The organism is Mesorhizobium cantuariense (genome assembly GCF_042647205.1).
GTDB lineage: Bacteria > Pseudomonadota > Alphaproteobacteria > Rhizobiales > Rhizobiaceae > Mesorhizobium > Mesorhizobium cantuariense.
In genome coordinates, this window is the sequence record NZ_JBHRVD010000001.1 from 6,296,955 (window position 1) to 6,320,992 (window position 24,038).

The 24,038-nt window shown below is 58.1% G+C and carries 15 protein-coding genes and 10 pseudogenes; 12 read left to right on the forward strand and 13 right to left on the reverse strand.

The window, feature by feature from the left end; genetic code table 11:
- Positions 1-138 precede the first annotated feature (138 nt).
- On the forward strand, positions 139-276 hold the full coding sequence (locus ACFOJ9_RS30785; RefSeq protein WP_378984690.1) for a hypothetical protein: 138 nt from the start codon (positions 139-141) through the stop codon (positions 274-276).
- A 310-nt stretch (positions 277-586) separates the two neighbouring features.
- Here the strand turns inward: ACFOJ9_RS30785 and ACFOJ9_RS30790 are convergent.
- Positions 587-853: pseudogene (locus ACFOJ9_RS30790) on the reverse strand (transposase); the annotation flags it as partial.
- A 190-nt stretch (positions 854-1,043) separates the two neighbouring features.
- On the opposite strand from ACFOJ9_RS30790, the pseudogene ACFOJ9_RS30795 reads away from it, so the two are divergent.
- The 3 genes and pseudogenes from ACFOJ9_RS30795 to ACFOJ9_RS30805 all read left to right on the forward strand — a co-directional run.
- Positions 1,044-1,178 (forward strand): annotated as a pseudogene (locus tag ACFOJ9_RS30795) (transposase); the annotation flags it as partial.
- A 690-nt stretch (positions 1,179-1,868) separates the two neighbouring features.
- Complete coding sequence (locus ACFOJ9_RS30800) at positions 1,869-3,755, forward strand: IucA/IucC family protein (RefSeq protein ID WP_378984692.1); 1,887 nt, start codon at positions 1,869-1,871, stop codon at positions 3,753-3,755.
- Between the two features lie 362 nt (positions 3,756-4,117).
- Positions 4,118-4,246: pseudogene (locus ACFOJ9_RS30805) on the forward strand (IS110 family transposase); the annotation flags it as partial.
- Positions 4,247-4,289: 43 nt separating this feature from the next.
- Here ACFOJ9_RS30805 and ACFOJ9_RS30810 read toward each other — a convergent pair.
- The 3 genes and pseudogenes from ACFOJ9_RS30810 to ACFOJ9_RS30820 all read right to left on the reverse strand — a co-directional run.
- Positions 4,290-4,424 (reverse strand): hypothetical protein, encoded by a 135-nt coding sequence (locus ACFOJ9_RS30810; protein WP_378984694.1) that lies wholly within the window; start codon positions 4,422-4,424, stop codon positions 4,290-4,292.
- Positions 4,425-4,468: 44 nt separating this feature from the next.
- A complete protein-coding gene (locus tag ACFOJ9_RS30815; protein ID WP_378984696.1) occupies positions 4,469-4,705 on the reverse strand; it encodes a hypothetical protein in 237 nt (78 codons plus the stop codon).
- 7 nt (positions 4,706-4,712) lie between these two features.
- Positions 4,713-5,155, reverse strand: a pseudogene (locus ACFOJ9_RS30820) (IS66 family transposase); the annotation flags it as partial.
- Between the two features lie 101 nt (positions 5,156-5,256).
- On the opposite strand from ACFOJ9_RS30820, the gene ACFOJ9_RS30825 reads away from it, so the two are divergent.
- Together ACFOJ9_RS30825 and ACFOJ9_RS30830 are read left to right on the forward strand one after the other, a co-directional pair.
- On the forward strand, positions 5,257-5,817 hold the full coding sequence (locus ACFOJ9_RS30825) for a hypothetical protein (protein WP_378984698.1): 561 nt from the start codon (positions 5,257-5,259) through the stop codon (positions 5,815-5,817).
- A gap of 322 nt (positions 5,818-6,139) precedes the next feature.
- Positions 6,140-7,348 carry an ATP-grasp domain-containing protein gene (locus ACFOJ9_RS30830; protein WP_378984700.1) on the forward strand — a complete coding sequence of 403 codons (1,209 nt, stop codon included), beginning with the start codon at positions 6,140-6,142 and terminating at the stop codon, positions 7,346-7,348.
- A gap of 151 nt (positions 7,349-7,499) precedes the next feature.
- Here the strand turns inward: ACFOJ9_RS30830 and ACFOJ9_RS30835 are convergent, their stop codons facing one another.
- Positions 7,500-8,702: an acyclic terpene utilization AtuA family protein gene (locus ACFOJ9_RS30835; protein WP_378984702.1), complete on the reverse strand. Its 1,203-nt coding sequence runs from the start codon at positions 8,700-8,702 to the stop codon at positions 7,500-7,502.
- A gap of 651 nt (positions 8,703-9,353) precedes the next feature.
- Here ACFOJ9_RS30835 and ACFOJ9_RS30840 point away from each other — a divergent pair.
- On the forward strand, positions 9,354-9,851 hold the full coding sequence (locus ACFOJ9_RS30840; RefSeq protein ID WP_378984704.1) for an Lrp/AsnC family transcriptional regulator: 498 nt from the start codon (positions 9,354-9,356) through the stop codon (positions 9,849-9,851).
- 62 nt (positions 9,852-9,913) lie between these two features.
- Here the strand turns inward: ACFOJ9_RS30840 and ACFOJ9_RS30845 are convergent.
- A pseudogene (locus ACFOJ9_RS30845) lies at positions 9,914-10,427 on the reverse strand (transposase); the annotation flags it as partial.
- Positions 10,428-10,751: 324 nt separating this feature from the next.
- On the opposite strand from ACFOJ9_RS30845, the gene ACFOJ9_RS30850 reads away from it, so the two are divergent.
- Both ACFOJ9_RS30850 and ACFOJ9_RS30855 read left to right on the forward strand, forming a co-directional pair.
- Positions 10,752-11,021: a hypothetical protein gene (locus ACFOJ9_RS30850; RefSeq protein ID WP_378984706.1), complete on the forward strand. Its 270-nt coding sequence runs from the start codon at positions 10,752-10,754 to the stop codon at positions 11,019-11,021.
- Positions 11,022-11,282: pseudogene (locus ACFOJ9_RS30855) on the forward strand (integrase core domain-containing protein); the annotation flags it as partial.
- A gap of 304 nt (positions 11,283-11,586) precedes the next feature.
- On the opposite strand, the pseudogene ACFOJ9_RS30860 reads toward ACFOJ9_RS30855, so the two are convergent.
- Together ACFOJ9_RS30860 and ACFOJ9_RS30865 are read right to left on the reverse strand one after the other, a co-directional pair.
- Positions 11,587-12,617 (reverse strand): annotated as a pseudogene (locus ACFOJ9_RS30860) (IS110 family transposase).
- A gap of 333 nt (positions 12,618-12,950) precedes the next feature.
- A pseudogene (locus tag ACFOJ9_RS30865) lies at positions 12,951-13,205 on the reverse strand (IS110 family transposase); the annotation flags it as partial.
- A gap of 150 nt (positions 13,206-13,355) precedes the next feature.
- Here ACFOJ9_RS30865 and istA point away from each other — a divergent pair.
- Both istA and istB read left to right on the forward strand, forming a co-directional pair.
- Positions 13,356-14,893, forward strand: a pseudogene (gene istA, locus ACFOJ9_RS30870) (IS21 family transposase).
- Positions 14,894-14,915: 22 nt separating this feature from the next.
- A complete protein-coding gene (gene istB / locus ACFOJ9_RS30875; protein ID WP_095203403.1) occupies positions 14,916-15,686 on the forward strand; it encodes an IS21-like element helper ATPase IstB in 771 nt (256 codons plus the stop codon).
- 71 nt (positions 15,687-15,757) lie between these two features.
- Here istB and ACFOJ9_RS30880 read toward each other — a convergent pair.
- Together ACFOJ9_RS30880 and ACFOJ9_RS30885 are read right to left on the reverse strand one after the other, a co-directional pair.
- Positions 15,758-16,234 (reverse strand): annotated as a pseudogene (locus ACFOJ9_RS30880) (transposase); the annotation flags it as partial.
- 26 nt (positions 16,235-16,260) lie between these two features.
- Positions 16,261-17,886 (reverse strand): S8/S53 family peptidase, encoded by a 1,626-nt coding sequence (locus ACFOJ9_RS30885; protein WP_378984710.1) that lies wholly within the window; start codon positions 17,884-17,886, stop codon positions 16,261-16,263.
- 180 nt (positions 17,887-18,066) lie between these two features.
- Here ACFOJ9_RS30885 and ACFOJ9_RS30890 point away from each other — a divergent pair, with 180 nt between their 5' ends.
- A complete protein-coding gene (locus tag ACFOJ9_RS30890) occupies positions 18,067-19,485 on the forward strand; it encodes a peptidoglycan recognition protein family protein (protein WP_378984712.1) in 1,419 nt (472 codons plus the stop codon).
- A gap of 316 nt (positions 19,486-19,801) precedes the next feature.
- On the opposite strand, the gene ACFOJ9_RS30895 is transcribed toward ACFOJ9_RS30890, so the two are convergent.
- Genes ACFOJ9_RS30895 through ACFOJ9_RS30905 form a run of 3 tightly spaced genes read right to left on the reverse strand, consistent with a single transcriptional unit; the run spans position 19,802 to position 24,019 of the window.
- Positions 19,802-20,590: a hypothetical protein gene (locus ACFOJ9_RS30895; protein WP_378984714.1), complete on the reverse strand. Its 789-nt coding sequence runs from the start codon at positions 20,588-20,590 to the stop codon at positions 19,802-19,804.
- The gene (locus ACFOJ9_RS30900) at positions 20,587-21,621 is read right to left on the reverse strand and encodes a hypothetical protein (protein WP_378984716.1); all 1,035 of its coding nucleotides are present in this window, start codon (positions 21,619-21,621) and stop codon (positions 20,587-20,589) included. Before ACFOJ9_RS30900 ends, ACFOJ9_RS30895 begins: the two co-directional genes overlap by 4 nt.
- 37 nt (positions 21,622-21,658) lie before the next feature.
- Positions 21,659-24,019, reverse strand: a complete 2,361-nt coding sequence (locus tag ACFOJ9_RS30905; RefSeq protein ID WP_378984718.1) for a VPA1269 family protein — start codon at positions 24,017-24,019, stop codon at positions 21,659-21,661.
- Positions 24,020-24,038 lie beyond the last annotated feature (19 nt).

Consider the following 24,038-nt stretch of genomic DNA (forward strand, 5'->3'; position numbering starts at 1 on the left):
GATTTTGGCCGGAATTATACCGAGACGGCCGTAAATTCTTTTCGATCCTATCTCGCTGGCCAACGTCTATGATTGGCTAGGAGAGCCGCGGAAAGCAACAGCGTATCAGGGACTGGAACCCAATAGGAGACATCAAAGATGATGGTCAGTGACAGTGGCGACCGCATTCCCGATTTTGTGACGACGATTGCCGAGAGCGCCAACGCCGGGGCGATTGACCGTCGCGAATTCCTGGCGATCGGAAGCCCTTTCGGTGCAACGACTGCCGTAACCTAGGCAATGCTTAGTCTCGCCGCGCCGAAGGTTGCGCGCGCCGAGGAACCGAAAAAGGGTCATCGCATCGCTGATCGAGACCTGTATATTGGATGTATATGGACCCCGCCCGATTGCAACAGGTCGGCTGGATAAGGATCGTTGGTCACGATCTGCTGACGTACATCCGGCTTCCTGATGCGGCTGGGCATGCCTTCAGCCGCGCGGCAGCTTCGGGATCGCTCGATCGAGTCAGAAACCGCCGATTCGGGAATCCCTTCCCGCCAGCCCGAGTCAATCGGCGCGTAGGCGCGCCGCCCGGACTTACCAAGATTCATTGGGTTTGACCGACATAAGCCCATTCTCGCATCCCGATTGATGTGATTGTTTCGGGAGCGGCGAGTAGTTTGTGCCAGGCATCGGATGCTGCGTCGATAATGGCATCGTAGCTGTCGAAGACGCGATTTGAGAGCCAGTTCTGCCGCATGTACTGCCAGACATTCTCGACCGGGTTCAATTCGGTTGCACGCGAGGGCAGGAAGATCGGCGTGATGTTGGGCGGCATGTTGAGGCTGGCGGTGGTGTGCCATCCGGCGCGATCCTGTTTCACTCCGTGCGCGTGAAGGACGCTAACGAGCCAGAAGCGCCACGCCCTCTAAGGACGCGCAAGCTGCTGGAGGAAAAGGCGATCGCCAATGACGTCCGCGGCTAGTAGCCTGAAAAATTCATGGGCGTTGGCGGATGTGGTGCAAGCGGTTGAAATGACGTAGGATTTGGTTGCTTACGCCGATAGACTGCGCCTCATCAAGATCGCCGCGCGCGTGGTCGAGATGAAAACCCGAATCCGCCTGAACCTGCCAACATCCTGCCCGGACCAGCGCATCCTGCGCATCGTCCTCGGTCGCATCCCGCAACTCGCGACATAAACAATGGGGCGCAGACGTCCCGAAACAAACCCGCTGCCCTCAACCTGCAAACCCTCGCCTTCCATCACGAAGGATCACCGCCGGCGCCTGATGAGGCTTGGGAAAACACACCGCAAAGGCAACCAGATCGCCGCTTCAGGCCGCCGAAAGCTCATCGCCGTGCATCAAGCGGGCTAGGCAACTTCCGCCTCAAGCTCGGCGTGGTGGGTACCGTTAAGTTCGAGGATCGGATCCGCGAACTCCTTTAGGGGCACGCCCGATCTAGCCGCGATCATCGCCCCGATGCTCGTCGCCAGGCGGAAGCTGCGCGAGCAATTCTCATACCTGCACCGGAAAGTGCTAGAGACCCGAACACCACCATGACCCCGGCAATGGGAACCACGCGCGCCGGTTGATAATCACCCGCAATTAAGAGGCGTGTTCACTCGGAGGAATCCAGCCCACTGTTGCCGGGGAACCGAACCGACCCCATCGGTTTTGTCGAGTCCGTGACACGGGTCGTTCGGCTTGGCTGCTGATGCACTCTCATTAAGCCTTTGGATGTTATGCGGAACATTTTTATGACGCTCCTTCTGCACAGTTGGCACGACTTTTGACTTCTCCTTGTATCGAGGCAGCAGGAGCTACCGGCGGCGGGTGGCAGAAAGCGCCCCGCGCGCATTTGCGAAGTACTTGATCAGAGGGAGTCCAATGGACGAGAGAATGCCTTCCGCGGCAAAAGGCGAAGCTCAGGCACGCGACGCGCAGCTTTGGAAGAATGCATCGCGCAACGGGCTCAACCGGTTGGTACGCTGCCTGTTCGCCGAGGGCCTTCTTGAACGAGATGGATTATTGTGGCCGTGCGATGGCCACCAAGCTTGGCTCCCCCTTTGGCAGTCGCGCCGAGTATTGCATTTCACTGACCTGCGTCGCGCACCTGCCGGAATATTGCAAAATCGTGGTCCCATCGAAGTGCTAGACGGAACCCATGGCCGACACCGGATCTGTGATCCCGCCAGTCTAATAAGTCAGGTCGCGCCCGCCCTGCCGATTTCGCCTGCGCCGGACGGCTTGGATAATCTTTTGCGCGACATCGATAACAGTGTGCGCAACGACGTTCTGGCACGTAGCCATCGGGAGCACTGGAGCGCCGCGCTACGAGGGAGAATAGCTAAAGCAGGCGCGCCAGGGTTGCTCGCCTATCTTACTATGAGCCTGCCGCCGCACCTGGCGGCCATGACTCTCGATCAGTGGGGCGCGTTAGAAGGTCACCCCTTTTATCCGACATCGAAGGCCAAGCCGGGCCTCTCACCTAGGGACGTGAGAGCGTTGTCGCCAGAATTCGGTGCTCGTGTGCGAGTGCGCGTCACAGCGCTGCGTAAGGAATGGGTTTATGTGGAGAAAAGGCCCCACATCGGCAGCTATTCGGATTGGTTCTCGCAACATTTTCCCGACCTCTGGCACGACTGGGCCGAAGGTCTGAAGCGACGTCGAAAGTCGCCAGAGGACTGGCTTCCTCTGCCTGTCCATAGCTGGCACCTTGAGAATTTTGTACGCCGTGAATTCGCGTCCGAGATCGCTTCCGGTGTATTCGACCCGGATGGCCCGGACATCCTGACGCTGCCGTCTATGTCCTTCCGCACGATGCTGCCGGACACACAGGAACCGAGGCCCTTTATCAAGCTGCCGGTTGCGATCTGGATGACTAGCGAACATCGTACTTTGCCGGCTAAGTCGATTCACATGGGACCGCGTCTCAGCAGCTTGGTTTCCGACATCCTATCCACGGAAATGGATCTTTACGAGAGTTTGGAAATATTCACCGAAGAGCTGGGCGCAATCTTTCATCACCCCGAGACGGGCGACGAGCATCCAGGCCGCTTTCTTTCGGTTGTCTATCGCAACGCCGACACCCTGGCACGCGATGACGGACTTTTGCCAGTTACTGTCGCTGCGCTGTTGACACCAAGTCCGATCGACGGTCGTCCACTCGTTTGCGAACTGATCGCCAGGAACGGAGATGAATGCGACACCACCGTGCTTTCATTCTTCCACGCATATGCGCGCACCGTCATCCGGCCGACGCTCGGCATGTATCTGCTTTACGGAATTGCCTTTGAGGCGCATCAGCAAAACAGCGTCATCCTATTTGATGAAACCGGCCGTCCGCGAAAACTACTGATCCGTGATTTCGGCGACGGCTTCATTTTCCCCCCCCTATTCAACGAACGCGGGCACAGCCTGAAGCCCTTCAGTCGCAAGGAGCTGTTATCCACCACAGGTGACGATATCAGTCTTGTGCGCTCATTGGTGATCGATGCCTGCTTCATCTGCCATCTTCATGAGGTCGCACTATGCCTTAAAGAACAGTATCTGCTGACGGGCACGAGCTTTTGGCGCGTCTTACGGGAAGAAGCCGAGGCAGCTTTTGATGCGTTGAGGCCGCGCATGTTGTCGGATGCATTCTGGTTAGAGGAACGCACGGCTTTTCTTGAGGATCCCTGGCCGACCCGCTCGGTGCTCCGGATGCATCTGGAGCGCTATCGTGACGGCCGAGTCGAGCATAAGTTGCCGAATCCGCTGGCGGAAGCGGAATGACCCAAAGCCTTTGCCGTCCTTCGCGGCATTGGACCTATTTTTGTTTTGCTGTTCGGGCAGCATTCGTCTCGATGCCAAGGAAACAAATGGCCCATTCTGGCCAATCCGTATAAAAGTGTTGAGTCCTTCCGACCGGTTTGTTGCAAGGAGCAGAATTGGGACGCGAGATGGGATCGAGGGTCAATCGCCATGTGGCGAGAACGGCGAATTGCTTGGCGCATGGTCCGTAAGACCGTATATCCGCCTCTGCAGATGAGGCGGATCGCCCTGCACTGCGCGTCCGAGGGTTGCTCGGGCGATCCGAGCCGATCCTCCCCACAGCAGGACGAGCCGTGTCGGAATAAAGGGAAGCATTTGTCGGAATCGATGTCGCCAAGCTGAGGAACGCCATCGCGATTGCAGACGCGGGCCGGGAGGGGAGGGGTTCGCTTCTTCGGTGAGGTCGACGCGTCGGCCAGGGTATGCGCCGGGTCATTGAGCGGATCGCTGGTAATTGCCCACCCCGTCACCCGCTCAATGCGGCACAATGCCTTGTCACTCGTCCTCAATGTCCGGGTACTGAGGGGGAGTCTTGCCGATCTTGCTGAGGATTTGCGGGTAGCTGGCATTGGGCTGCGGCTGCCCTGTTCCAAAGCGCCACTCGTCACCGTAGTCGTACAGGAAGGTCATGGCCGATCCCACCTTCTGGAAGGCGGGGATGAGGCGTGTGCGCTTTACGCTGCGAGCAGCCGCCCCTCCATGTCGGCGAAAAGTTCAAACCGCCGGGGCGAGTCAAACAGCTTTCCCGTCAGCTTCGAATAGAAGCCGTAGGCGTGGTCCATGTCGAAGCCAAAAGCCGCTGCGATGGCTTCGGCCAGATCTGCTAGCGTGCTCGAACTCGACACCTCGATGTCCCGATAAAGCCGTGCCCGAAGAGAGGCTCGGAAGATCAAGGTCGCGGGCTCAGTCATGGCGATATCAGCCGCTGACGGTTTGAAGGATGATTTTGAAGACGTTCGTGCCCGGGGTGAGGCGTGCGGTCTCGACGACGGTTCGAATGTCGGCCTCGCCCTGTGCGGCCCACATTCCACGATAGCCGTTGGTGATCTTGCGTTGGACGACGGCGGGTCTCAGCGCCCGTTCACATCAGTTGTTGGTCGCCTCGACCAATCCGGCCAACTGGCGAAGGTCAGAAGCTGATCACGAGCCCGCCTGAACTTGCTCTGGATGTCGCGGGCCAGATCGCACGATGTCGATGTGGCCAGGATGTCGTCCAGACTTCGCTCCAGAGCGCGACGCTTGCCGACGATGGTCGAGGCGGCGAAGTTTCGACACCGTAGGCCTAGGGCGAAGTCCCTTCGCAGCCACAGTTTGAGCCGCGACGGCAACATGTCCTGGCCCGCCTCGCCGGCATAGGCGACACCGGGCTCGACAGCGCCATCAGCGCGGCGTGTGGTGACCGCTGTGATGCCGCTGACGATCGAACTGGCACCGGCGGCGCTGATGAGCCTGGAAGAACGAGATGCGGCCATCGCGGCGCGATGGCCGGCGGCAGATCGAACGCGCCCGGTACGACGCTGATCTGGGCGAACGGCGCTACGAGGCCATCGATCCGGCCAACCGCCTGATCGCCGCCACCCTGGAACGCTTGAACGACGCGTTGCAGTGGGTGCTCGACCTCGAAGCCGAGATGGCCGGCTTCGAACGTCAGACACTGCGCGCCGTCACCGCCGAACAGAAGCAGCAAATCATGCAGCTCGGGCGTGACTTTCCGCGGCTGTGGTGCGCTCCGACCACCAGCCCGCGCGACGGCAAGCGCATGCTGCGCCTGCCGATCAAGGATATTACCGTTGCCCAGGGGGCCGGCACCAAAGCAGGTCAAATTGCACATCCGCTGGCAGGGCGGGGCGACCGAGACGGTAGAATTCCGCCTGTCGCCCAACCGGGCCGACTCGCTCCGCTATCCGCCGGCCTTCATCGAGGAAATCCGCGCTCTGGCGCAACCCATGACGACCGCGAGATCGCGGCACTGCTTGCCCTAGGCCTCCTTCGGATACCAACGTCCGCACTGCAGGATCACTGATCGGTCGAATGACGGCCCTTGAACATCGAGAACTCCCAGAAAATCGAAGAGCCCTCATGCCCTGACTTAACGCGGTGCCGTTGAACTTCGCAACCTTCGGAAATTCGTCGAGACCCTCCGTGCCACACCGCTCGTAACCACGTTGCCAGGGTCCTTCAACTAAATTTATAGAATCTTTACGACCCCAAATCGCGGGCAGTGATACGTTCAGCAGCAGTTTAACGGCGGCGTCACCGCAAAGCCTGAGGTCAAGCACGGCTGAAGAAGCTGATGCCGATTCACGCTCGGACCGCCGCACAGCAACGTCGGGGGTTAACAGCCAATGACAAGAAGAGCGCTCATCTTGATTGAAGGTACAAGCAACAACGGTCCGCTATACGTCCAAGCGACCCAGCGTCTTGGTCTTCATCCAATTACCCTGTCGGCTGATCCAGCTGAGTACGACTATCTTGCGGCAGAAGGCATAGAGGCTATCCGTGTTGATACAGACAATCTCGATGCGCTGATCCGCGAATGTTCCCGGTTGCGTGCGACCTATGACATCGTCGGCATTACGTCCGCCAGAGAGTCTGTCTATGCGACAGTTGGCAAGCTCTGCCGGCATTTCGATCTACCGGGACCGAACCCCGCATCGGTTGAACGGTGCTGCGACAAATTCGCTCAACGTCAGCTCCTCGCCGAGGCCGGCGTTCCTATACCTGCTTTTCGCTTGGCAGCGAATGCGACGGACGTAGAAAGCGCTGCCGCGGAGATCGGCCTGCCGGTGATTCTTAAGCCAGCCGTAGGCATCGGCAGCAGCGGTGTCCGATTGTGCCGCAATGTCGACGAGTTAGCCGAACATACGACCTATCTGTTGGGCGGGAAGCACATATGGCGGGCTTCGCCGAGGATACTGGTCGAAGAATTCGCACAAGGCCCCCATTATATAGTTCATACAATGGGAAATGAGATCATCGGGATTGAGGCCGCTGCCTTCGGCCCCCCGCCGCATTTCGTCTTTCGTGAGGGCACCTTCCCAGCCCCACTAACTGATGACGAGCATAAGCGTATCGCGGATGTTTCGCTGAGCTGTTTGCAAGCGCTCGGCCTTGGCTGGGGGCCAACGGGCCTCGAACTCCGGTTGACGAAGCGTGGCCCAGTCGTCATTGAAGTCAATCCGCGTCTTGCTGCCGGTTCTCAAACGGTTCAGCTGGCTTACGGTGTCGATCTCGTCACCGAGCACATCAAGCTTGTCATCGGCGATGAATGCGATTTGCGCAGAAGGCATTCGCACATTGCGGCCTGGCGGAACCTAATTCCTGATCGCGATGGCACGCTCGATTGGATCGGTGGCGACAGTCAGGCAGCTGGTGTACCAGGTGTCGCCGAGGTCAAATTACATGCTAAACCCAAGATGCCGATCGACAGGAAAGGCGATTGGCGAGACTCTTTGGGATATGTCATCGCCGCTTCGCCCAGCCTTGCTCAGACCGAGGCGATACTTCAGCGTGCCGTCGACTTAATCGATTGGTCGATCGTACCGCCTGAATGATAGCGTCAAAACGTCTCCTCGTGACCACAGTCAGGATTTGCGACAGAACCCGATTCCGACTTGCGAGAATCGGAGCGGTTAGCGGTGGGATCCGAAGCTGATTTAAGTTGCCTGCCAGTCGTGCAGGTTGCGATATTGATCAGCCTAACGCTTACTTTGCTGCTCCTTGCGCGTGGACGATGTTCTCTATGGTGGTCGGAAAAAAGATCGTGCTGTCGTCGACCTGCATCAGGTGGTAGATGCTAAACTCAAATACCTCTCCCGCATCGAGATCTGATGGTGAATAGGGAAAGGTGAGGTTGCCCGCTGTCGAGATTCTCTCGGGATATTCGAGATGAAGCATCGTAGATCGAGCGAAACCACAGATCAATTTTGCCAGCTTCGCCGTATCGGCCACGGCCTCAATTACAATGCTAACCTCATGCGGCGCTTCGCGGATGGGTTCGACCGAGCCAGGGACGCCATCGCGACCGTAGACGCGGAAAATCAGTCTGTAGTCCTTGGGGCTCACGTCTTTGAAGTTGTCGCCAACGCGCTCCCGCACAGCATCGATGATGGTGTCGGCCTGTGCGATGAAAACCGGATCGCGCACCCCGGCGATGGAGAGATAGCGGTGGCCCACCCGCTTGGCACCCTCAAGCTTTACTGCATACGCCGTTTCGATATGTTTGCTTCCGGTGATCCGGACGCAACGGTCGCTCACTTGTTCGAAGCGAGCGTCGGTCAGATCCAAGATGCCGCCCGGGCCCGGCAAGTGGCACGGATCGCTTTTTTCATAAAGCGATTGCGCCGCGACAGAGGCGGCCGTGCATTTTCGCAGCGGGTTGAGCGGCTCCAGCTCGAAACTATCTCGGCGAAGGGTGCCAATCATGCAATCACTGCCGCTGCCGGGTGTGCAGGCAATCGCTGCACATTCAAGGAGCTTCCCCAGATGCAGCGAAAGCCCGAGATCAAATCCGTGCATCACAGGGAACGCAGCGAAAACGGAAGGATCATACGTGCGGCCTGCAAGAACGACATTGGCATCGAGCTTCAGCGCGCGGACAATCGGCTCGATTCCAAGCTGCGCGACGATGTGTTTGCTCTTCCTTATGTCATGCTCCGTTAGTGCGGGGGAGCCGCCCAAGGAGGAAATTCTACCTTCACATAGGGCGAGCTTGACGGTTTGTTGGTCGAGTTCGGAATCGATCGTCGCGAACCGTAGACTGAACTCGTCCTCGGACGCGATCTCCCGAATAATGTCGGCGGCCCAGTTGAGATGCGGCCTGGCCCCCGCCCCGCCCGCCGACCCGATAATGACGGGTATCCCCCGCGAAATCCCTGCCCTCAATACAATCTGCAGATCGCGCTTCACGGCGTTTCGATCGGTGAATGAGTCCCCAGCCCCAAGGGAGTATGGCCCGGAATCGCTCGAACCCGCATCCACCCCGATGACGTGTGGGTCTCTTCGGAGACCTTCCTGGAAGGACGCCTCCGGGAAGCCATATCCCAAGATCGCCGTCGGTGACAAAATCCTAACCTCGTCCATCGCTGCGAAAAACTCCAGTTAGTTCCCAAAAAAATGCAACTTCTAAGCCGCGTCCCAGCAGGCAGAGCTGCAGATGGTGCCTTCGTGCCATCAATCGCGACGTCACTCATGACCTGAAATACGGCAGTTCCTGCCGCTCGCCACGAGGAGGTTCAAAATTCATGCCAATGCGCAAAAAAAGCCGAAGAGGAAATTTTTGCAATGCTGTTCAACGGGTTAAGTAAGAATAGAAGCCGAACACCTCTGTGTCGCCTCTCGACAAACCGGACATAACGTGTCGGTTGCGCGGTCGTTTTCCCTGGGACCCGGTGGACAGGATTACTGCTTACGGGACCTGCCTCCCGTAAGAAGCAAGAATTCCGACCCTTTTTGAGGTTGACCCTCGACGTCAAGACGCGCAGCGTTTACGATCAGGGTTAACGCGTCGGCGCTACCGTCGAATTGCCTAAGGCGCTATCGTCGAATAAAGATGGCGAGATGAGCAAGCTCGATCGCATCGATTACCGGATTCTTGATGTACTCCAGGAGAACGGCCGACTCCCTGTTACGAGCCTCGCCGGTTTGGTCGGCATCTCCGTTTCGCCCTGTTGGCAGCGGGTCAAGCATCTCGAGAAAGCGGGGATTATCCGTCGCTACACGGCAGAGATTGCTATTGAAAAACTACAGAGAGTACAGATCGTCTTAGCCCACGTAATTCTCTCAAAACACAATCGCGGAACGTATGAATTCTTTGAGCGCCACGTGCAGAACATTCCGGAAGTGGTCGAGTGTTATGAAATAACGGGCACATTTGACTACCATTTGAAGTTGGTGGTTGCGGATATGGACCGGTACAGTGACATTGTGGAGAAGTTTCTTTGTCCCTCCCTTGGAGTCGAAAAGTACTTCACGTACGTCGTGACTCGAGCTGCCAAAAACGAACAGACTGTACGCGTGCGCAATATCGTTTCACCAGATTTGATAGTAGCAAAATAGATTGTCAATGTATAGTTACGCGCTGAGAACTGATGCGACCAATTGCGCTGTGGCAGCTAGCACTACTTTGGCAGATTCTTAGCGGAGAGGGTTCTGCGGCAGTGGGGACAACGGATTGGGGCGGCTGCGCGAGCGCGGTGAGGATGGCTTGCCTGACGGCGGGTAGACGCGGTTGAGGCGGCGGGCCGAGGATTCTTTTTCCCCTCCCGCCCAGGAAGGCGTAAGCGATCATCGTCATCAGCGCGTGCCGGTGCAGGCCCGTCCATGAGCGCCCTTCGAAGTGGTCGAGGCCAAGTTCCTCCTTGAGCTGCTGATGCGCCTGTTCGCAGAGCCAGCGCGCCTTGATGGTGCCTGCGATCTGCTTGAGCGGGGTGTCGGCGGGCGAGTTGGAGAGGTAGTATATTTGCGCTCGTCGGTCGAGCGGTGCTCGCCGATCACCCAGACCTCCTCGCCGGGCAGATGCTGAGCGCCCATGTCGCGGATGCGCTGGGGTGGGCCATCTGCAACCCGGACACAGACAGCTGCGAAGCGCGCCGAGAGGCGGCCTTTGGTACCACGCCGCCAACTGACCGTCCGAGGAATTGCGCAAACCAAGTGGGGGCGTATTCGATCTTCTCGTCAGGGTTGGCGAACCTGAGGGTCCGCTGATCGTCGTCACCCATCAACAGATCGGTCTCGTCCGCGAGATGATCCAAGAATGCGGCCACGTCTGTGGTCGCATTGACCACATTGCGCAACCCGCCCCACCCAACAGCGCTGCCTTGCGTGACCAGCATCCATTCGTCTAAGTTCTCATGGTCTTCGACGATGGTTTCTATGATGGCCCTCTGACTGTCCCGAGGCATTGCCAGGACCTTGGCCAACAATGGTTCCCTCGCCCGGTGCCAGACGTTGTCTCTCTTGCCCATTCGCCTTCCTGTCGGGGACGAGATCCAGGACAGCGGCCGCTCGAAACAAGGCTTTCACGCCGCTTTGCACAAGCATGCCGAAAAGCTTATTCTTTCGTTGTTCGACACTGCTCTTCCTGAAGCCCAGCAGTCCCAGATTCTCGACAATGTCTCCATATGGCTGGATCAAGAGATCCTTGAGTTCCGCCCGCAGAAGCGCTCGACCAAGTCCTGGCAAATGGTAAGATCGAGACTGTTGCGACGACCGATTGAATCCGCCTAGGCCGGCGTCGAGCCTTCGGTTGGCAGCGTCGGCGACAGCTACGACAATGCTCTCGCCGAAACGATCAATGGTCTCTACAAGGCCAAGGTGATCCATCGACGCGGACCATGGCGCTCGTTCGAGGCCGTCGAGTTCGCGACGCTGGAATGGGTCGACTGGTTCAACAATCGCAGGCTACTGGAGCCCGCCGGCAACATCCCGCCGGCCGAAGCCGAGGAACGCTACTACGCCATGCTGGATGAACCAGCCATGGCGGCGTGACTCATATGTGGAACGTATATGGACCCCGCCCGATTGCAACAGGTCGGCTGGATCAAGATCGTCGGTCACAACTGCTGACGTATATCCGGCTTCCTCATGCGGCTGGACAACGTCTTCGCCGCGAGCCCCGATGGATTTTCGCGCGCTTCCACCTCATCGGCCCCTAGACATTGGCCGAAGCCAAGCCGGTCCACACCAGGTTCGGGAAGCGACGGAATGACCGTTTCACCATCTCCTGCCATTTTGCTGCAATTGCCGGGGTGAGACCTCCTTCTGTTGTTTTCCTTTCGTTTGCCGCTTCGCCTCAAGCTGCTTTCACCGACTGTGCGGGCTCGTAGAATGTGCCACCCGAGAGGATGGCCCACACGACCCTCGCATTCTTGTTGGCGAGCGCGACAGCCGCGACGTTGGGGTGTCGTCTTTGCCGCAGCTTACTGAGCCAGAGGCTTCGTGGATCCTGCTTGCCGGCTGCTTTGCCAAGCGCAGCACGAGCCCCATGGATCATCAATGTGCGCAGATAGCGATCGCCCCGCTTGCTGATGCCGAATAGCCGGGCTCGCCCTCCGCTGGATCGTTGTTTGGGTACCAGGCCAAGCCAGGCCGCGAACTGACGGCCATTTTTGAAGCAGGTTCTATCGCCTACGGCAGCGATCAAGGCGGTTGCCGTCACGGGGCCGATGCCTTCGATCTTCCCAAGCCGTTGGCACTGCTCGCTGGTGCGGAAGATTTCCCGTATCCGCCGATCATAAATTGCAATGCGATTGTCGAGCTCGGCCAATTCCGTCTGCAGCTCCCTCATCAGCGACCGGACCATCTCGCTGAGTCCGACATCATCATTCCCACGATGACGGCGAGGCCGCGCCGCAGCTGCGAGATATCGCGGGGAATGACGATCCCGTGCTCGGAAAGAAGGCCGCGAATCTGGTTCACAAGCCGAACTCGATCGGCGACCAGACGCCGACGAATGCGATGAACGGCCTGGACCGCCAGCTGATCAGTCGATTTCGGCGGCACAAAGCGCATCGAAGGCCGGCCGACCGCTTCGCAGATGGCTTCCGCATCGTTTCGGTCGTTCTTGTTGGACTTCACATATGGTGTAACGAACTGAGGACTGATCAGCCGAACCTCATGGCCAAGCTCGGTGAGCACCCTTGCCCAGTAATGCGCGCCGTTCGAGGCTTCCATGCCGACCAGGCATCGGGGCAGATTGGCGAAGAAGCAGGCTACCGCATCGCGACGCAGCGTCTTTCGCACGACGACTTTTCCGCGGCAGTCGACCCCGTGACGCTGGAACGCATATTTCGCAAGATCCAGACCTATTCGAACGACCTGCATGACATCCTCCTTTGTTGCAGTTGACGTTCGAGATTTCACCTCGCCTGGAGGGCGGGGTCCATACCATTGGCCCTTCAGGCAAGTGCTTTCTTCAGACGGCTCATCACACCGGTACGGTGCGGTCATATGTCCGGCCTTTCAGCGCGGTTCAGGACCGCTGGCCTCAATGAAGTCCGCGATACGAGGGGCTGATCAAACGAACGCGCTGTCAGCGCATTGAGTCACGCGGCCTCTCTCGCCTCGGGATTTCGTCCCATGGAATCATCGTCTGTTTCGTGCACCTCACCTCTGCCGGCTACCGCGCCTGTCAGTTCGTTCGGGTTGTCCTTCGGCTCAAGCGTTCGCTGTGCTGTTTGCCGCTTCAAGACCCCGGTATGTCCCTCCTTTGGTCAGAAGCGCCCAGATGATCCGCGCCATCTTGTTGGCGAGCGCGACGGCCACGACCTTAAAAGGCCGGCGCGCCAGAAGCGAGCTCAGCCATTTGGGCGCTTTGGCGTTGCCCCGCGCGTGTCGCAAAACAGAAGTTGCACCGAGCACCAGTAGAGAGCGAAGCTCCGGATTGCCCATCTTCGATATTCCTCCCAGCTGCGAATTCCACGCCATCATGGGCAGCCATTCCACGGGATCATGGGCAGCCATTCCACGGGATCGTGGGCACCGTTGAAGCGCGGGTGAAGGGGCCTCGACCGACAGTCTGAGCGAGCTATGGCTTGTCTCGTTTTTTAACGAGGAAGCCAGATGCCGACCGAAAGATTGTCGATGCGCCGCATACGCGAACTATTACGACTGAAGTACGAGAGTGGGCTGAGCAGCCGGGTAATTTCTGCCTCGCTTGGCATCAGCAAAGGGTCCGTGGGCGACTACTTGCGTCGGGCTCAGGCAGCTGGGTTGGGCTGGCCGTCGCGCGAGGCGAAACACAGCACTGGAACGACGGCTGTTTCCGGGCCAGCCAGCCGCGACGGCAGTGGATCGCAGCCCTGAGCCTGACTGGGCCCATGTCGATCGTGAACTGCGGCGCCCGGCGGTGACACGCGCTTTGCTGTGGCAGGAATATCGGACCGAGCATCCGGGCGGTTACGGTTATTCGTGGTTCTGCGAGCACTACGAGGCCTGGAAGCAGCGTGTGTCGCCGACGATGCGCCAGCGCCATGCCGCCGGTGAGAAGGTCTTCGTCGATTACGCTGGCGACACCATCGATGTCATCGACCCGATAACGGGTGAAGCCCAGGCGATGAAGCTGTTCGTCGGCGCGTTGGGGGCCTCGAGCTATGTATATGCTGAAGCCCGGCCCAGCGAAGGGCTCGCCGACTGGATCGGCTGCCATGTCGGCATGTTCGCCTCTTTTGGCGGAGCGACGGCCATCACTGTGTGCGACAATCTCAAAGCGGCTGTGACCAATCCAGATCGGTACGATCCCGGCATCAACCGCACCTACCAGGACATGGCCCGGCACTACGGCACCACCATCCTCGCAGCCAGGCCGTATCGGGCTCGGGATAAGGCAAAAGTCGAGGTCTCGGTGCAAATCGCCCAGAGATGGGTGCTGGCGCGCCTTCGTAATCACCGCTTCTTCAGCCTGGTCGAGCTCAACCAGGCGATTGGTGAACTGGTCGCCGATCTCAATGGGCGGATCATGCGGGCCTATGGCATGAGCCGAGCTGAACTGTTTGCCTCCGTGGACGCCCCGGCGCTGAGACCGCTGCCGGCCGAACCCTATGCCTTCGCTGTGTGGAAGCGCTGCCGGGTGGCGCCCGACTATCATGTCGAGGCCAGCGGCAATTGGTATTCCGTGCCTTACCGCCTGATCCGCGAACTCGTCGATGTCCGCATCGCCGATCGCACCGTGGAGGCCTTCTACAAGGGCGAACGGGTTGCTAGCCACGCCCAAGTCACCCGGTCGTCGCAACCACACCACGCTTGCCGATCATATGCCCAGCGCCCATCGGCGGCACGCCTTCTGGACGCCGGCCCGGATCACCGCCGCCGCCGAGAAAATAGGCCCATCCACGGCCGCCCTGACCATGGCCATCATGGCCGCCCGGCCTCATCCCGAGCAGGGCTTCCGCACCTGCATGGGTATCCTGGCCCTGCAGAAGCCCTATGGCGCTGTCCGGCTGGAAGCAGCCTGCCGACGCGGCAACACCATCCAGGCCCGCTCTGTCGGCTCCATCCGATCCATCCTCAAGACCGGCCTGGATCGTGCCTTCACGGACGCGGAGCCAGAACCAAAGCCCCTGCGCCACGCCAACATTCGTGGCCGCGCTTACTTCCACTGACCCTCATCAACAGGAGAGAAAAATGCTCGTACATCCCACCCATGAACGGCTCGTCGCCCTGGGGCTGGCCGGTATGGCCAAGGCCTTCGAGGAACAGAGAACCTCACCCGATCTTGCGGCCCTGACCTTCGAGGAGCGGGTCGGCATCATGGCCGACAGGGAAGCGGCGGAACGCGACACCAAGCGCATGACCACCCGCCTCAAGTTCGCCGCCCTGCGCCAGAATGCCTGCGTCGAAGATATCGATCTGCGCACCCCGCGCGGCATCGATCGGGCCCTCCTGGCCAGGCTCATCGCCGGCGACTGGATCGCTCGCCACAACAACTTGGCGATCTGCGGCCCATGCGGTGTGGGAAAATCATGGCTTGCATGCGCCCTCGGCCACAAGGCCTGCCGGGATGGACGCTCGGTCTCCTATCAGCGCGTGCCGCGGCTGTTCGAAGCCATGGCGTTGGCACGCGGCGATGGTCGCCACGCGCGCCTCCTCAAATCCCTCGCTCGCGTCGAGCTCCTGATCTTGGACGATTGGGGCATCTCGGTCCTCACCCAGAGCCAGCGCATCGATCTTCTGGAGATGCTCGAAGACCGCAACGGACGGGCGTCCACCATCGTCACAAGCCAGGTACCGGTCGATCAGTGGCATGAAGTCATCGGCGATGATCCCACCCTCGCCGACGCTATCCTCGACCGGCTCGTTCACAACGCTCACCGCCTCAACATGACCGGCGAAAGCATGCGCAAAATCGCCGGCAAACAGGCTCTTGACGCCGACAAGAATCCCGTGAACTCATAGCAACCGTCGGTCAGGCTCCACGTGCCCACCATGGCGTGGAATGGCTGCCCACGATCGCTGGAATGCGCACCTCCCAGCCGCTCTTTGCCTCCGCTGGAATGGGATTTCGGCGTCAATCCCAACCAGGCAGCGAAGTGACGCCCGGATTTGAACCCGCCGGGGTCTGGAACAAGCGCCTTGATCGAAGCCGCGGTGATCGCTCCGACACCTGGTATCGTTGCCATCCGGCGCATATCCTCGTCACGTCTCGCCTCACGAGCAATCTCCCGCTCGAGATCATCGATCTGTCGCATCAGCGCCTCGATCTGATCGGCGATGGCCGATAAAGCCAAACGGGCAGCTTTCGGCAAGCGAGTATCGGTCTCATCGCGCACGATCTCGATCAGCCCCGCAATTTTCGCCGAGCTGATGCTGGCGATGATGCCCAATTCCGATAAATGAGCGCGCAGAGCATTGATCGCCTGGGTTCGCTGACGAACCAGAAGGCCTCGCGTCTTCAGCACCATCGCTTCTGCTTGCTGTTCGGCCGTTTTGACCGAAACTAATCGCCGCCGGATGAATGTTCAGTGGCAGGTCACTCCAAGCGAGTTTTGAGCGACACCGAACATTCCGCACTAACGCCAACCAGATCCCTTAGTCTCGTCGATCTGGTGGAACCAGGCTCCTGTGAGCCCAGCAGCGCCTGTCGGACCAAATCGGAACTCGAATTTCGATAGAAGAGCTGTGCCGCTTCGACTGCATACATCATCTCCTCGCAAGATTTTGGTTCGCCCATTTGCATATCGACCTGCCAGAAGGTCAGGTCCACCTCATCTACTGGTTCCTTCTGAAGGCTTTTTGGCACTGGCGCATTCAACATTCCGGGCGCATCGAGTATCCCGGTTCCGAGATACGTATCCGGATCCTTCCCGAGCCTTCCCCTGCTCCGAGAATGATTGCTGCCCTTGTAGGCACCGCTAAATAGCGCATAACGACAAGCGGCGACCCGTTTCCAATTCGCTGGATAGTCGGCCTTATTCTTCTGGAGCCAAAGTGCACAAGCGGCAGCTACCTGTGGAGTGCTCGCTGACGTGCCTCCACCGTCCATATCATAACCAGTTGCTGTATCGAATCTCACCCAGACGACGTTCGGCGTGTAGGCTGCGATCGCCTTGTCCATGATACTCTGTGGTCCATAGCTCCCCTGCAGCACTAATGGGGCATCGGTCACATAGGGCAGCTTATCATATGTGGCACCCAAAACCGTTATCACCCGCCTAAACCGACTCGGCCAAATTGTCTCATGACCCGGTAGGTCAATACCTGCCACGATTAAGTTATCACCGGATGCTGCCGCAACAACGATGCCCGCCTCGTAAACGTTGTTTACTGCAGCAGCCCAAGCCAGTGACGGCAAACCGCCGTGGCTTATCGTTATGACATCACATCTGTTCTTGGGGTCTCCGCGAGGAGCAAGGGCGTAGTCAATTCCAAGAGCCATGGCGCTCGTAAAAAAATGAATCACTGACGCACCGATTCTTACTGGCACAACCTCAGACATAGGCGCACCGCCAATGTAATCTTGAAAGCGATGCCCACCAAAAATCATGTCAAGTTCGTTACCAGCTAGCAGAGCAAGCGTCGCTGGGCCGTGTCCCGGGTTTCCGATAGCCGTCCCGTGATCAACAGCATCCTTGCCGCCCTCGTAGAAATTTGCCGAAAGGGATGTCAGGAGATTGACCGGCCTCGAGCGATGTGTCGGAGAGTAGCCCGTGTCGAGATGCGCAATCCTAATGCCTTTCCCGTCATACTTTTTCGCAGTCGACGATCTGAAGCCAGTGTAGTTAGGTCCGAGATGCCATCCAGGACTAACTGCGATTGATGGCGGCCAATGTCGATTCAAACCATTGGACGGCTCAACAGGGCTTGGCGAGTGACGCGTGTGCAGAATGTCTGGCTCGGCATAGAGAGTATACTTGGCCGCCTTGGCTACGCGATGCGCGACATCCCAAGGGTTGATATATGGGTCTATACTTTCAGGAATAGCTAGAAGCCAATGATCCGACTTCCTGCTCTTCGAAAACGTTCTTAATGTCTGGGCGCCGGGAAACAAAGGCTCCAGCGTGTAATTCGCAATCTGCAGGCGGTTAGGCCCTGAAAGCAACGATGAATAGGGTGCGCCCAGCACCTTGATAAGCAACTTCCCACTGTGCTCGATCATAAGGCCCCCGAGTTGGCACCTGAAGGACGACTAGGAGTCAGCTCAATTAGGGGCCGACCAAACCAGTCAAAGGCACAACGCCGATCCCAAAACAAAATACTCGCCTTGCACAAGTATCCGCTAATGATAACATGGGACCAGCGTCAACGCTATCATGCTTCCGGCAGCTGGGAGAATTTCATGGCATCGACACCGACCAAATTTCTGAACATCCGCCAAATGATAATTCCGCCTGGCCGCAAAAACAGACCGGGGAAGCATTTGAACGTCGCAGGCGTGACTATTCACAACACCGACAATGCGAGCAAAGGTGCAGACGCGCACGCGCACGCGAAATTTGTCGCCACTACTGGCTATTACATGCTGAACGGACAGCAACACTGGATATCTTGGCACTACACCGTGGATGACCAGGAGATTTGGCAGAGTCTCCCGAGTGACGAAATAGGCTGGCACGCAGGCCCGGGGAATTCCAAGACGATAGGCATTGAGATTTGCATGAACGTTGGCATTGACCAGACCGCCGCCAATGAGCGCGCGGCTGCGCTGGCAGCAGGACTTCTCCACGATTACAATTTGGGGGTAGACAGTCTCTATACTCATCACAAGTGGACCGGAAAGAGATGTCCTGTCTTGCTGCTTAACGGCTCCGAAGAGGGCAGCAAGTGGCTGGAATTCAAGAACCTTGTGGAAGAAGAGCTGGCTGACTTGGCGGGAAGGGAGCTGGTGATCCTGAGAAAGAAACCGAGATATCTACCGCAGGAATATTCCCGCGAAGACGAAACGATCGAGATCGGTGACGATTGGGAGATTCCGGAGATATTTCTCACCAAATCGGACATGGTTTCCTCAGCCGTCATGTACGATGATTTGTACATGAATTCGGATGTCATCGATGCCGTACATGAAGTGTATGCCGATTTTGGTCATAGGGGTTACAATTTGCATAGCAATTTCACAAACAACTTCAATTTCGACAAACACTTGGTAAAGGCGAGTAACCCACCCTATACGATGTGTGTCAGTTCGCAGTTCGAAATCATTCTCAAAGCGATCATCATGTATTGTGATCGCACTCGTGACCCGAAGGCGTACAGCTACTTAAGCGATAGAGAAATGTTCGGGCTAAACGGCATGACCCTGCAGAATTGCGTTTGGGAGAACGAGGGATGTCACAGCGTCGGCAAGGCGTTGTCCCTGTTCGGAATGGGCGAGATCGTTGATTTCTCCCAGCTCTCTCCCGGATCATTCATCAGTTACGATCATCCCCATGGCGGCCATTCGGTCTGCTTCATCGGCTATCTGGACGCTAAGGCGAACATTGTGCAGGGATATGGCAAGGATGTGGTCGGGTTCAGGTTCTTCTCGTCGAACGGCTCTGGCTCATCAGGTGATGGGCTGAGCTACAGGAACGGCGTACTCACGGGGCGGCAGATGGACCAAGGAGCGTTCAAGCAGGCCACCGGCATCCACAACATGAGATGTGGGATGATGTACAGCCCCGAAAACTGGAAACGAGAGAAGCTGGAATACTATCTTTTCTCTCAGCAGAGAATATTTGCGGGCGTAGCGCCCACCCCGCCCAGTGGTCAGCCCTGACAGGGCTTGCACCGACCAGTCAGCGGATGAGTTATTCTCATCTGATAGCAACAGGGTAACCAACCCAGATTCCGCCGAGCATTTCCTTCGAAATCTGGGATCTGGGCCTTGAACTCATGAATCCTGAAGCAGGCCAAGAAGCTCCGAGTGCATTTGACGGGAGATGTTGAGGCCTCCCTCGGAATTGGCCGAAGCCCTTGAGATCGTCGGGAGCGAACCACCGAGCGCTTCTTAGAGTGTCGGAAGCCTTTTTCATGTCTTTACGTCGTCCTTGTCAGCGAAGCCGAAGAGCCTAGCTGGATTTCTGACCAGAATGTCATCCCGATACCTTTTCCAAACCCGCTAGCCGCTCCAGAAGTCTCATTTCCTCAGGCAGTACTAGATCGAGGCCGCCGTCTCTCTTCAGCCGCCCGCTGCGATAGATCAGGTCGAACTCATCAATCTGGTCGTTGTCCTGTAGCCTGGCTACGAGCTTGCGGATCAGCTTCACGTCGTCAGGCCCAATCGCCGACTGCGCCTGCGGGCCTTGCACCTTGGTTGCGAATGATCGCCCGTCCCGGAGGGCATCGATATCAATTTCAGGATACTTCCGAATGGCCTCGCTCATTATGTCGAGTTCCCGTTTTGCCTGACGGCCCTTCGCGATCATCTCACGCAGCTGAGCGCGGTCATGCATGTTCTCGATGCCGTCAATGATCTGATCCGTCTTGCGGGTGCTTGGGGCAGGCCTCTTTGGCCTGCCCGGTCGATGGGCTTCCGCCGCTCGCAGTTGGATATATTGCACCAACTCCTTCCAGCTACGGATAGTCGACGGGTGAGGACCAGTCCACTCCGTCGCACCCTTGTCGAGCCTTGCGCGGAGACGGACGTACAGCCCGATAATCCTTGGGTTCAGTTTGACGAAGTCCGGATCGAATATTTGCGGATCCTCCTTGGCGGCCCTCGCACGTCTGGCCGCTGCCCCAGAGAGGATCTCATCGCATGCCTCCACAACGCGGGCGAGCGTTGCCACGGGACGGGGATCACCCGTCCGCTTCGCTTCTTCTTGCAGTCGGCCCATCAAGGAGTCGGCAGTTACGCCCTCGGTCTCTGTCTGCTGGATCATGCTGCGAACTCGATTTGCCGGGCGGCTTTGGGCATGCTGGCGATGGCGGCGCGGACTTCTGTACGAACATTTTCCAGCGTCGGCTGATCGAGCTTGACCGCTCCTTCTATCAGTTGCTGGAACTCGCTCGGCTCGGGATAGCGTTCAAGCAGGACATCGCCGATTTTGATAAAGGCATCGGTCTCTTCACGATCTGGAAGCGATGCCGTGAGTTCCGCGAGACTGTTCACGCGCAGCACCATCTTCAGCAGCTTCTTCATATGCGCCTCCACACCCTGAGGCACCTCTGCCACCGATGCGGGAAGCAACCGCATTTCCTTCACCTGCGTGTGAAAAAGCTCGAATTCATGTACCTGGGTGAAGCCGTAACCGAGAGCCGCGGGGTCGAACCCGGGCACGACGGGAAGCAGCAGACTGTCGGCGGAATTGCCCTCGGCGAAAGCCATCTCGCGCACTTCCTGCACCATCTTCTGGACCTTCAGCTCCTTTGCCAGCTCCTCGCTCAGTCTGTTTTTGAATCGGCTCTCCGAACGCTGAATCGTGCGCAAGGCCTTATCTTGCTTGCCCGTCTGGAGTTCCTTCTCTTCGATCGTCCGACTGATTTCCTGAGCGCGTTGCTCGGCTAGGCGCAGCTCCGCCATGAGGTTGTTGATGCGATTCTGAATACCCGGTAGGAATTTCGGCCCCGTGACACGGTAACGGCACCCCGAACACGCGCGTTCGCGCCATACAGCCAAGAATCGCTCGCCCGCCCCCTTCTCGCCGCCGCTCGAGCAAGAGCCCCCCGGACATATACCGTGCAGAAAGATTTCGAACGGTGAAAGGTCCTGGCGTTGGCCGTACTCGCGCAGCATGCCGACACCGACATGGTGCTCGACGAAATCTGGAACGACAGCGTCTTTCGCATACTCCTCGATCGCATCCTTGTCTCTTGCCGCAAGCCTATCGTGCGCCTCACTACGCGCTTCCATTGCTGCCTGAACGCTCGTGTTGAGCTTGGCGCTACGCATCCCGTTATAGTGCCAGGTCATCATCGCCGTAACATGGCCAACCAAGTCACGTACGACCTCAAGGCCGACACCTCGCCTCCAGCAAATTTGATACCATCGTTACGCGCAACGCATGCAAGTCGAAGACCAATCCGTCGTCCGTGATGAGCGGATAATCGTAACCAAAGAGCTTGTTCACATCATCCTGACAGTGGTGAAGCAGTTGTTTCCAATATCCCAATACCTTGGAGTCGCTGATCGCCAGATCCTGTGTGTTGCCTGGGTCGCGGAAGAGCGGAAAGATGTCCGCGAACAGCTCCGGATTGGCCCGGGTGATCTCGCGAGTCTTGGGTTTGATCGGTTTTACCGATTCATGGATAGGATTGTATTTGGTCTGGAGGGCAAGCATCCTATAGAACGCCTCGACAATAGCAGCATCGGTCCATGGGATGACGAAGGGAGACCCGGACTTGTTGATGCTGACTCGTTGGCCGATGATTTTACGGGATTTCTTTCCAGGCAGATCAACGAGTTGGAGGAAGGAATCCTTACGGCCCAATGTAGCTGCCGGATGAGGGTTCGGGACCATTGTCATCGATTCGCGATCGATGACCTTCTCGTCGCCTTCTCCGCTATCGACCCATCGACCGCTTACGTGGCGCATGCCGGAGTTCAAAAGAATGTCGACCACTATGGCCTCGGCCGGCCAGAAGACGTGCTGGTATTCTCCCGTGTCCAGATTCCTGAGCGTATGGTGACATCGGGTCGGGCCGAGGCTGCGGGCGAAAGCGTAGTCTCCTTCCCGGTTCTTTCGGACGATCAGCTCCCAAGCTTCGAGTTCCAATGGCTTCCGGTGAGTGACATCGGCGCGCTTTGTGTAGCCGCCACCAATCTTATCTTGTTTGGTGTCGAACGGATTCCCCGCTTCGAAGCGGCCTTGCAGCGCGGCGAGCGCGAAGCCTTGGCGCATCTTGGAGATCGCACGATTGGGAAGGTCTGCGGGTTTGCCCTTGAAATACGCATTTAGGAAGTTCCAGAAGGTGTAGGTGTTGCGGCCACTCAAGTCGCGGACATGGTCCGTTCGCGAGATCGTCTGGAAATCCTTCGGTGCTTCCCGGGGCTCGAGCGTCATTAAGTAGATCAGCCAGAGATCGAGGGCGTTTTCGACCTGTGTGATGGCTTTGTTCCCGAATGCGGGCAATAGCTCCCTCAGCTGCGCAGCCCACGACTTCACGTGCGAGGGAATGGCTATGACGGGCCGTTCTAGCATCTTGGATGCAAGCTGCGTGTTGTATGAGGTCGGATTCAGAGTCCAGTTGAAGGCATCGACACCGACCTTGGCGAGGCGCGCCCCGTTGACGAAGAGATGCGCCTCCTCGCGTTTCTTGACGCTTTGTCCCCCGTGCTCCACCGCCAGCTTGTAAACTGCGTTCAGCGATGCCGACAAAAGGTTTGCAGCGTTCAGACTCGGGATTCTCTCCTTGAAGGCTGCCATGGGATACCAATTGAATGATCTCTGGCCTGCCTCGAACGTATTTCCGCAGAGGGCCGCCGCCGCAAATGCCTGGAGCGCCACGGCCGCTCCCGTCTTCCTTTGCCCTTGATGATAGCGGAAAACTGCGTCCGCGAAGTCTCGGTGATCCGACGAGACCGACATCCTGGCGACCAACGGGGTAAACCGGGCTGGATACAGGTAGATTATTCGGGATGCATACCGGGCCGGCCAAACCCATATCTTCCGCTGCGCAAGGAACTGCGAGAACCACCTGGGCGCAAAACGAATCTTCTCCTCGGCACTGGCGTGCCTGACGACGCGGTGCTCGAGCTCTCCCATCTCGCGTTCGGTATCAGCCGCCAGTTGCTCCAGGAACGCCGTTGCGTCAGTGGCTTGGTGAACGCGGCTTCGAAGTGCCTGCCATCCGACCTCACTGCCTTGGGTAACAAGCATCCATTCATCGACATTCTCGTGATCATTCAGGATGACCTCGATAATCGCCTTCTGGGCATCGCGCGGCATCGCGAGAACCTGATCCAGAATCCTGCCCTCCCCGCGCTTCATACGCTCTCTTGGCTGACCGTTTGGTTTCAGGTCAGGAACGAGATCGAGCGCGGCTGCGGCCGCGAAGAGGCTCGGCTTGCTGAAATGGGCAGACTTCTCGCCGCTCTGCGTGAGCATCCCGAACAGCCGGTCCTCACGCTCGACCGCGTTGCTTCCCCTAAAGCCCAATTTTCCGAACTTCTGGGCGATCTCGCCGTACGGCCGAACGAGAAGGTCCTTTAGTTCGGACCTGATCTCTCGGTCGAACTCCTCCCAGAGCCGCCTCAGCTCGTCCGCGTCGGGCGCGCGAAGAAGCACGATCCGGTCGGTGCCGTTGAAGTAGGTACCTGGTGCCTTGTCCGAATGCATGAGGTTGTCGTCATTCCGAAATTCCAGATTCATCGTTCGGTGCCCCGTCTGT

What these genes read in the sequence shown, in the direction of transcription:
- ACFOJ9_RS30900 (WP_378984716.1), bottom strand. Translation starts at nt 21,621, where the DNA reads ATGACCTGGCACTATAACGGGATGCGTAGCGCCAAGCTCAACACGAGC.
- ACFOJ9_RS30800 (WP_378984692.1), top strand. Translation starts at nt 1,869, where the DNA reads ATGGACGAGAGAATGCCTTCCGCGGCAAAAGGCGAAGCTCAGGCACGC.
- ACFOJ9_RS30825 (WP_378984698.1), top strand. Translation starts at nt 5,257, where the DNA reads ATGCGGCCATCGCGGCGCGATGGCCGGCGGCAGATCGAACGCGCCCGG.
- ACFOJ9_RS30815 (WP_378984696.1), bottom strand. Translation starts at nt 4,705, where the DNA reads ATGACTGAGCCCGCGACCTTGATCTTCCGAGCCTCTCTTCGGGCACGG.
- ACFOJ9_RS30885 (WP_378984710.1), bottom strand. Translation starts at nt 17,886, where the DNA reads ATGATCGAGCACAGTGGGAAGTTGCTTATCAAGGTGCTGGGCGCACCC.
- ACFOJ9_RS30895 (WP_378984714.1), bottom strand. Translation starts at nt 20,590, where the DNA reads ATGATCCAGCAGACAGAGACCGAGGGCGTAACTGCCGACTCCTTGATG.
- ACFOJ9_RS30830 (WP_378984700.1), top strand. Translation starts at nt 6,140, where the DNA reads ATGACAAGAAGAGCGCTCATCTTGATTGAAGGTACAAGCAACAACGGT.
- ACFOJ9_RS30890 (WP_378984712.1), top strand. Translation starts at nt 18,067, where the DNA reads ATGGCATCGACACCGACCAAATTTCTGAACATCCGCCAAATGATAATT.
- ACFOJ9_RS30905 (WP_378984718.1), bottom strand. Translation starts at nt 24,019, where the DNA reads ATGAATCTGGAATTTCGGAATGACGACAACCTCATGCATTCGGACAAG.
- ACFOJ9_RS30840 (WP_378984704.1), top strand. Translation starts at nt 9,354, where the DNA reads ATGAGCAAGCTCGATCGCATCGATTACCGGATTCTTGATGTACTCCAG.
- istB (WP_095203403.1), top strand. Translation starts at nt 14,916, where the DNA reads ATGCTCGTACATCCCACCCATGAACGGCTCGTCGCCCTGGGGCTGGCC.
- ACFOJ9_RS30785 (WP_378984690.1), top strand. Translation starts at nt 139, where the DNA reads ATGATGGTCAGTGACAGTGGCGACCGCATTCCCGATTTTGTGACGACG.
- ACFOJ9_RS30810 (WP_378984694.1), bottom strand. Translation starts at nt 4,424, where the DNA reads ATGACCTTCCTGTACGACTACGGTGACGAGTGGCGCTTTGGAACAGGG.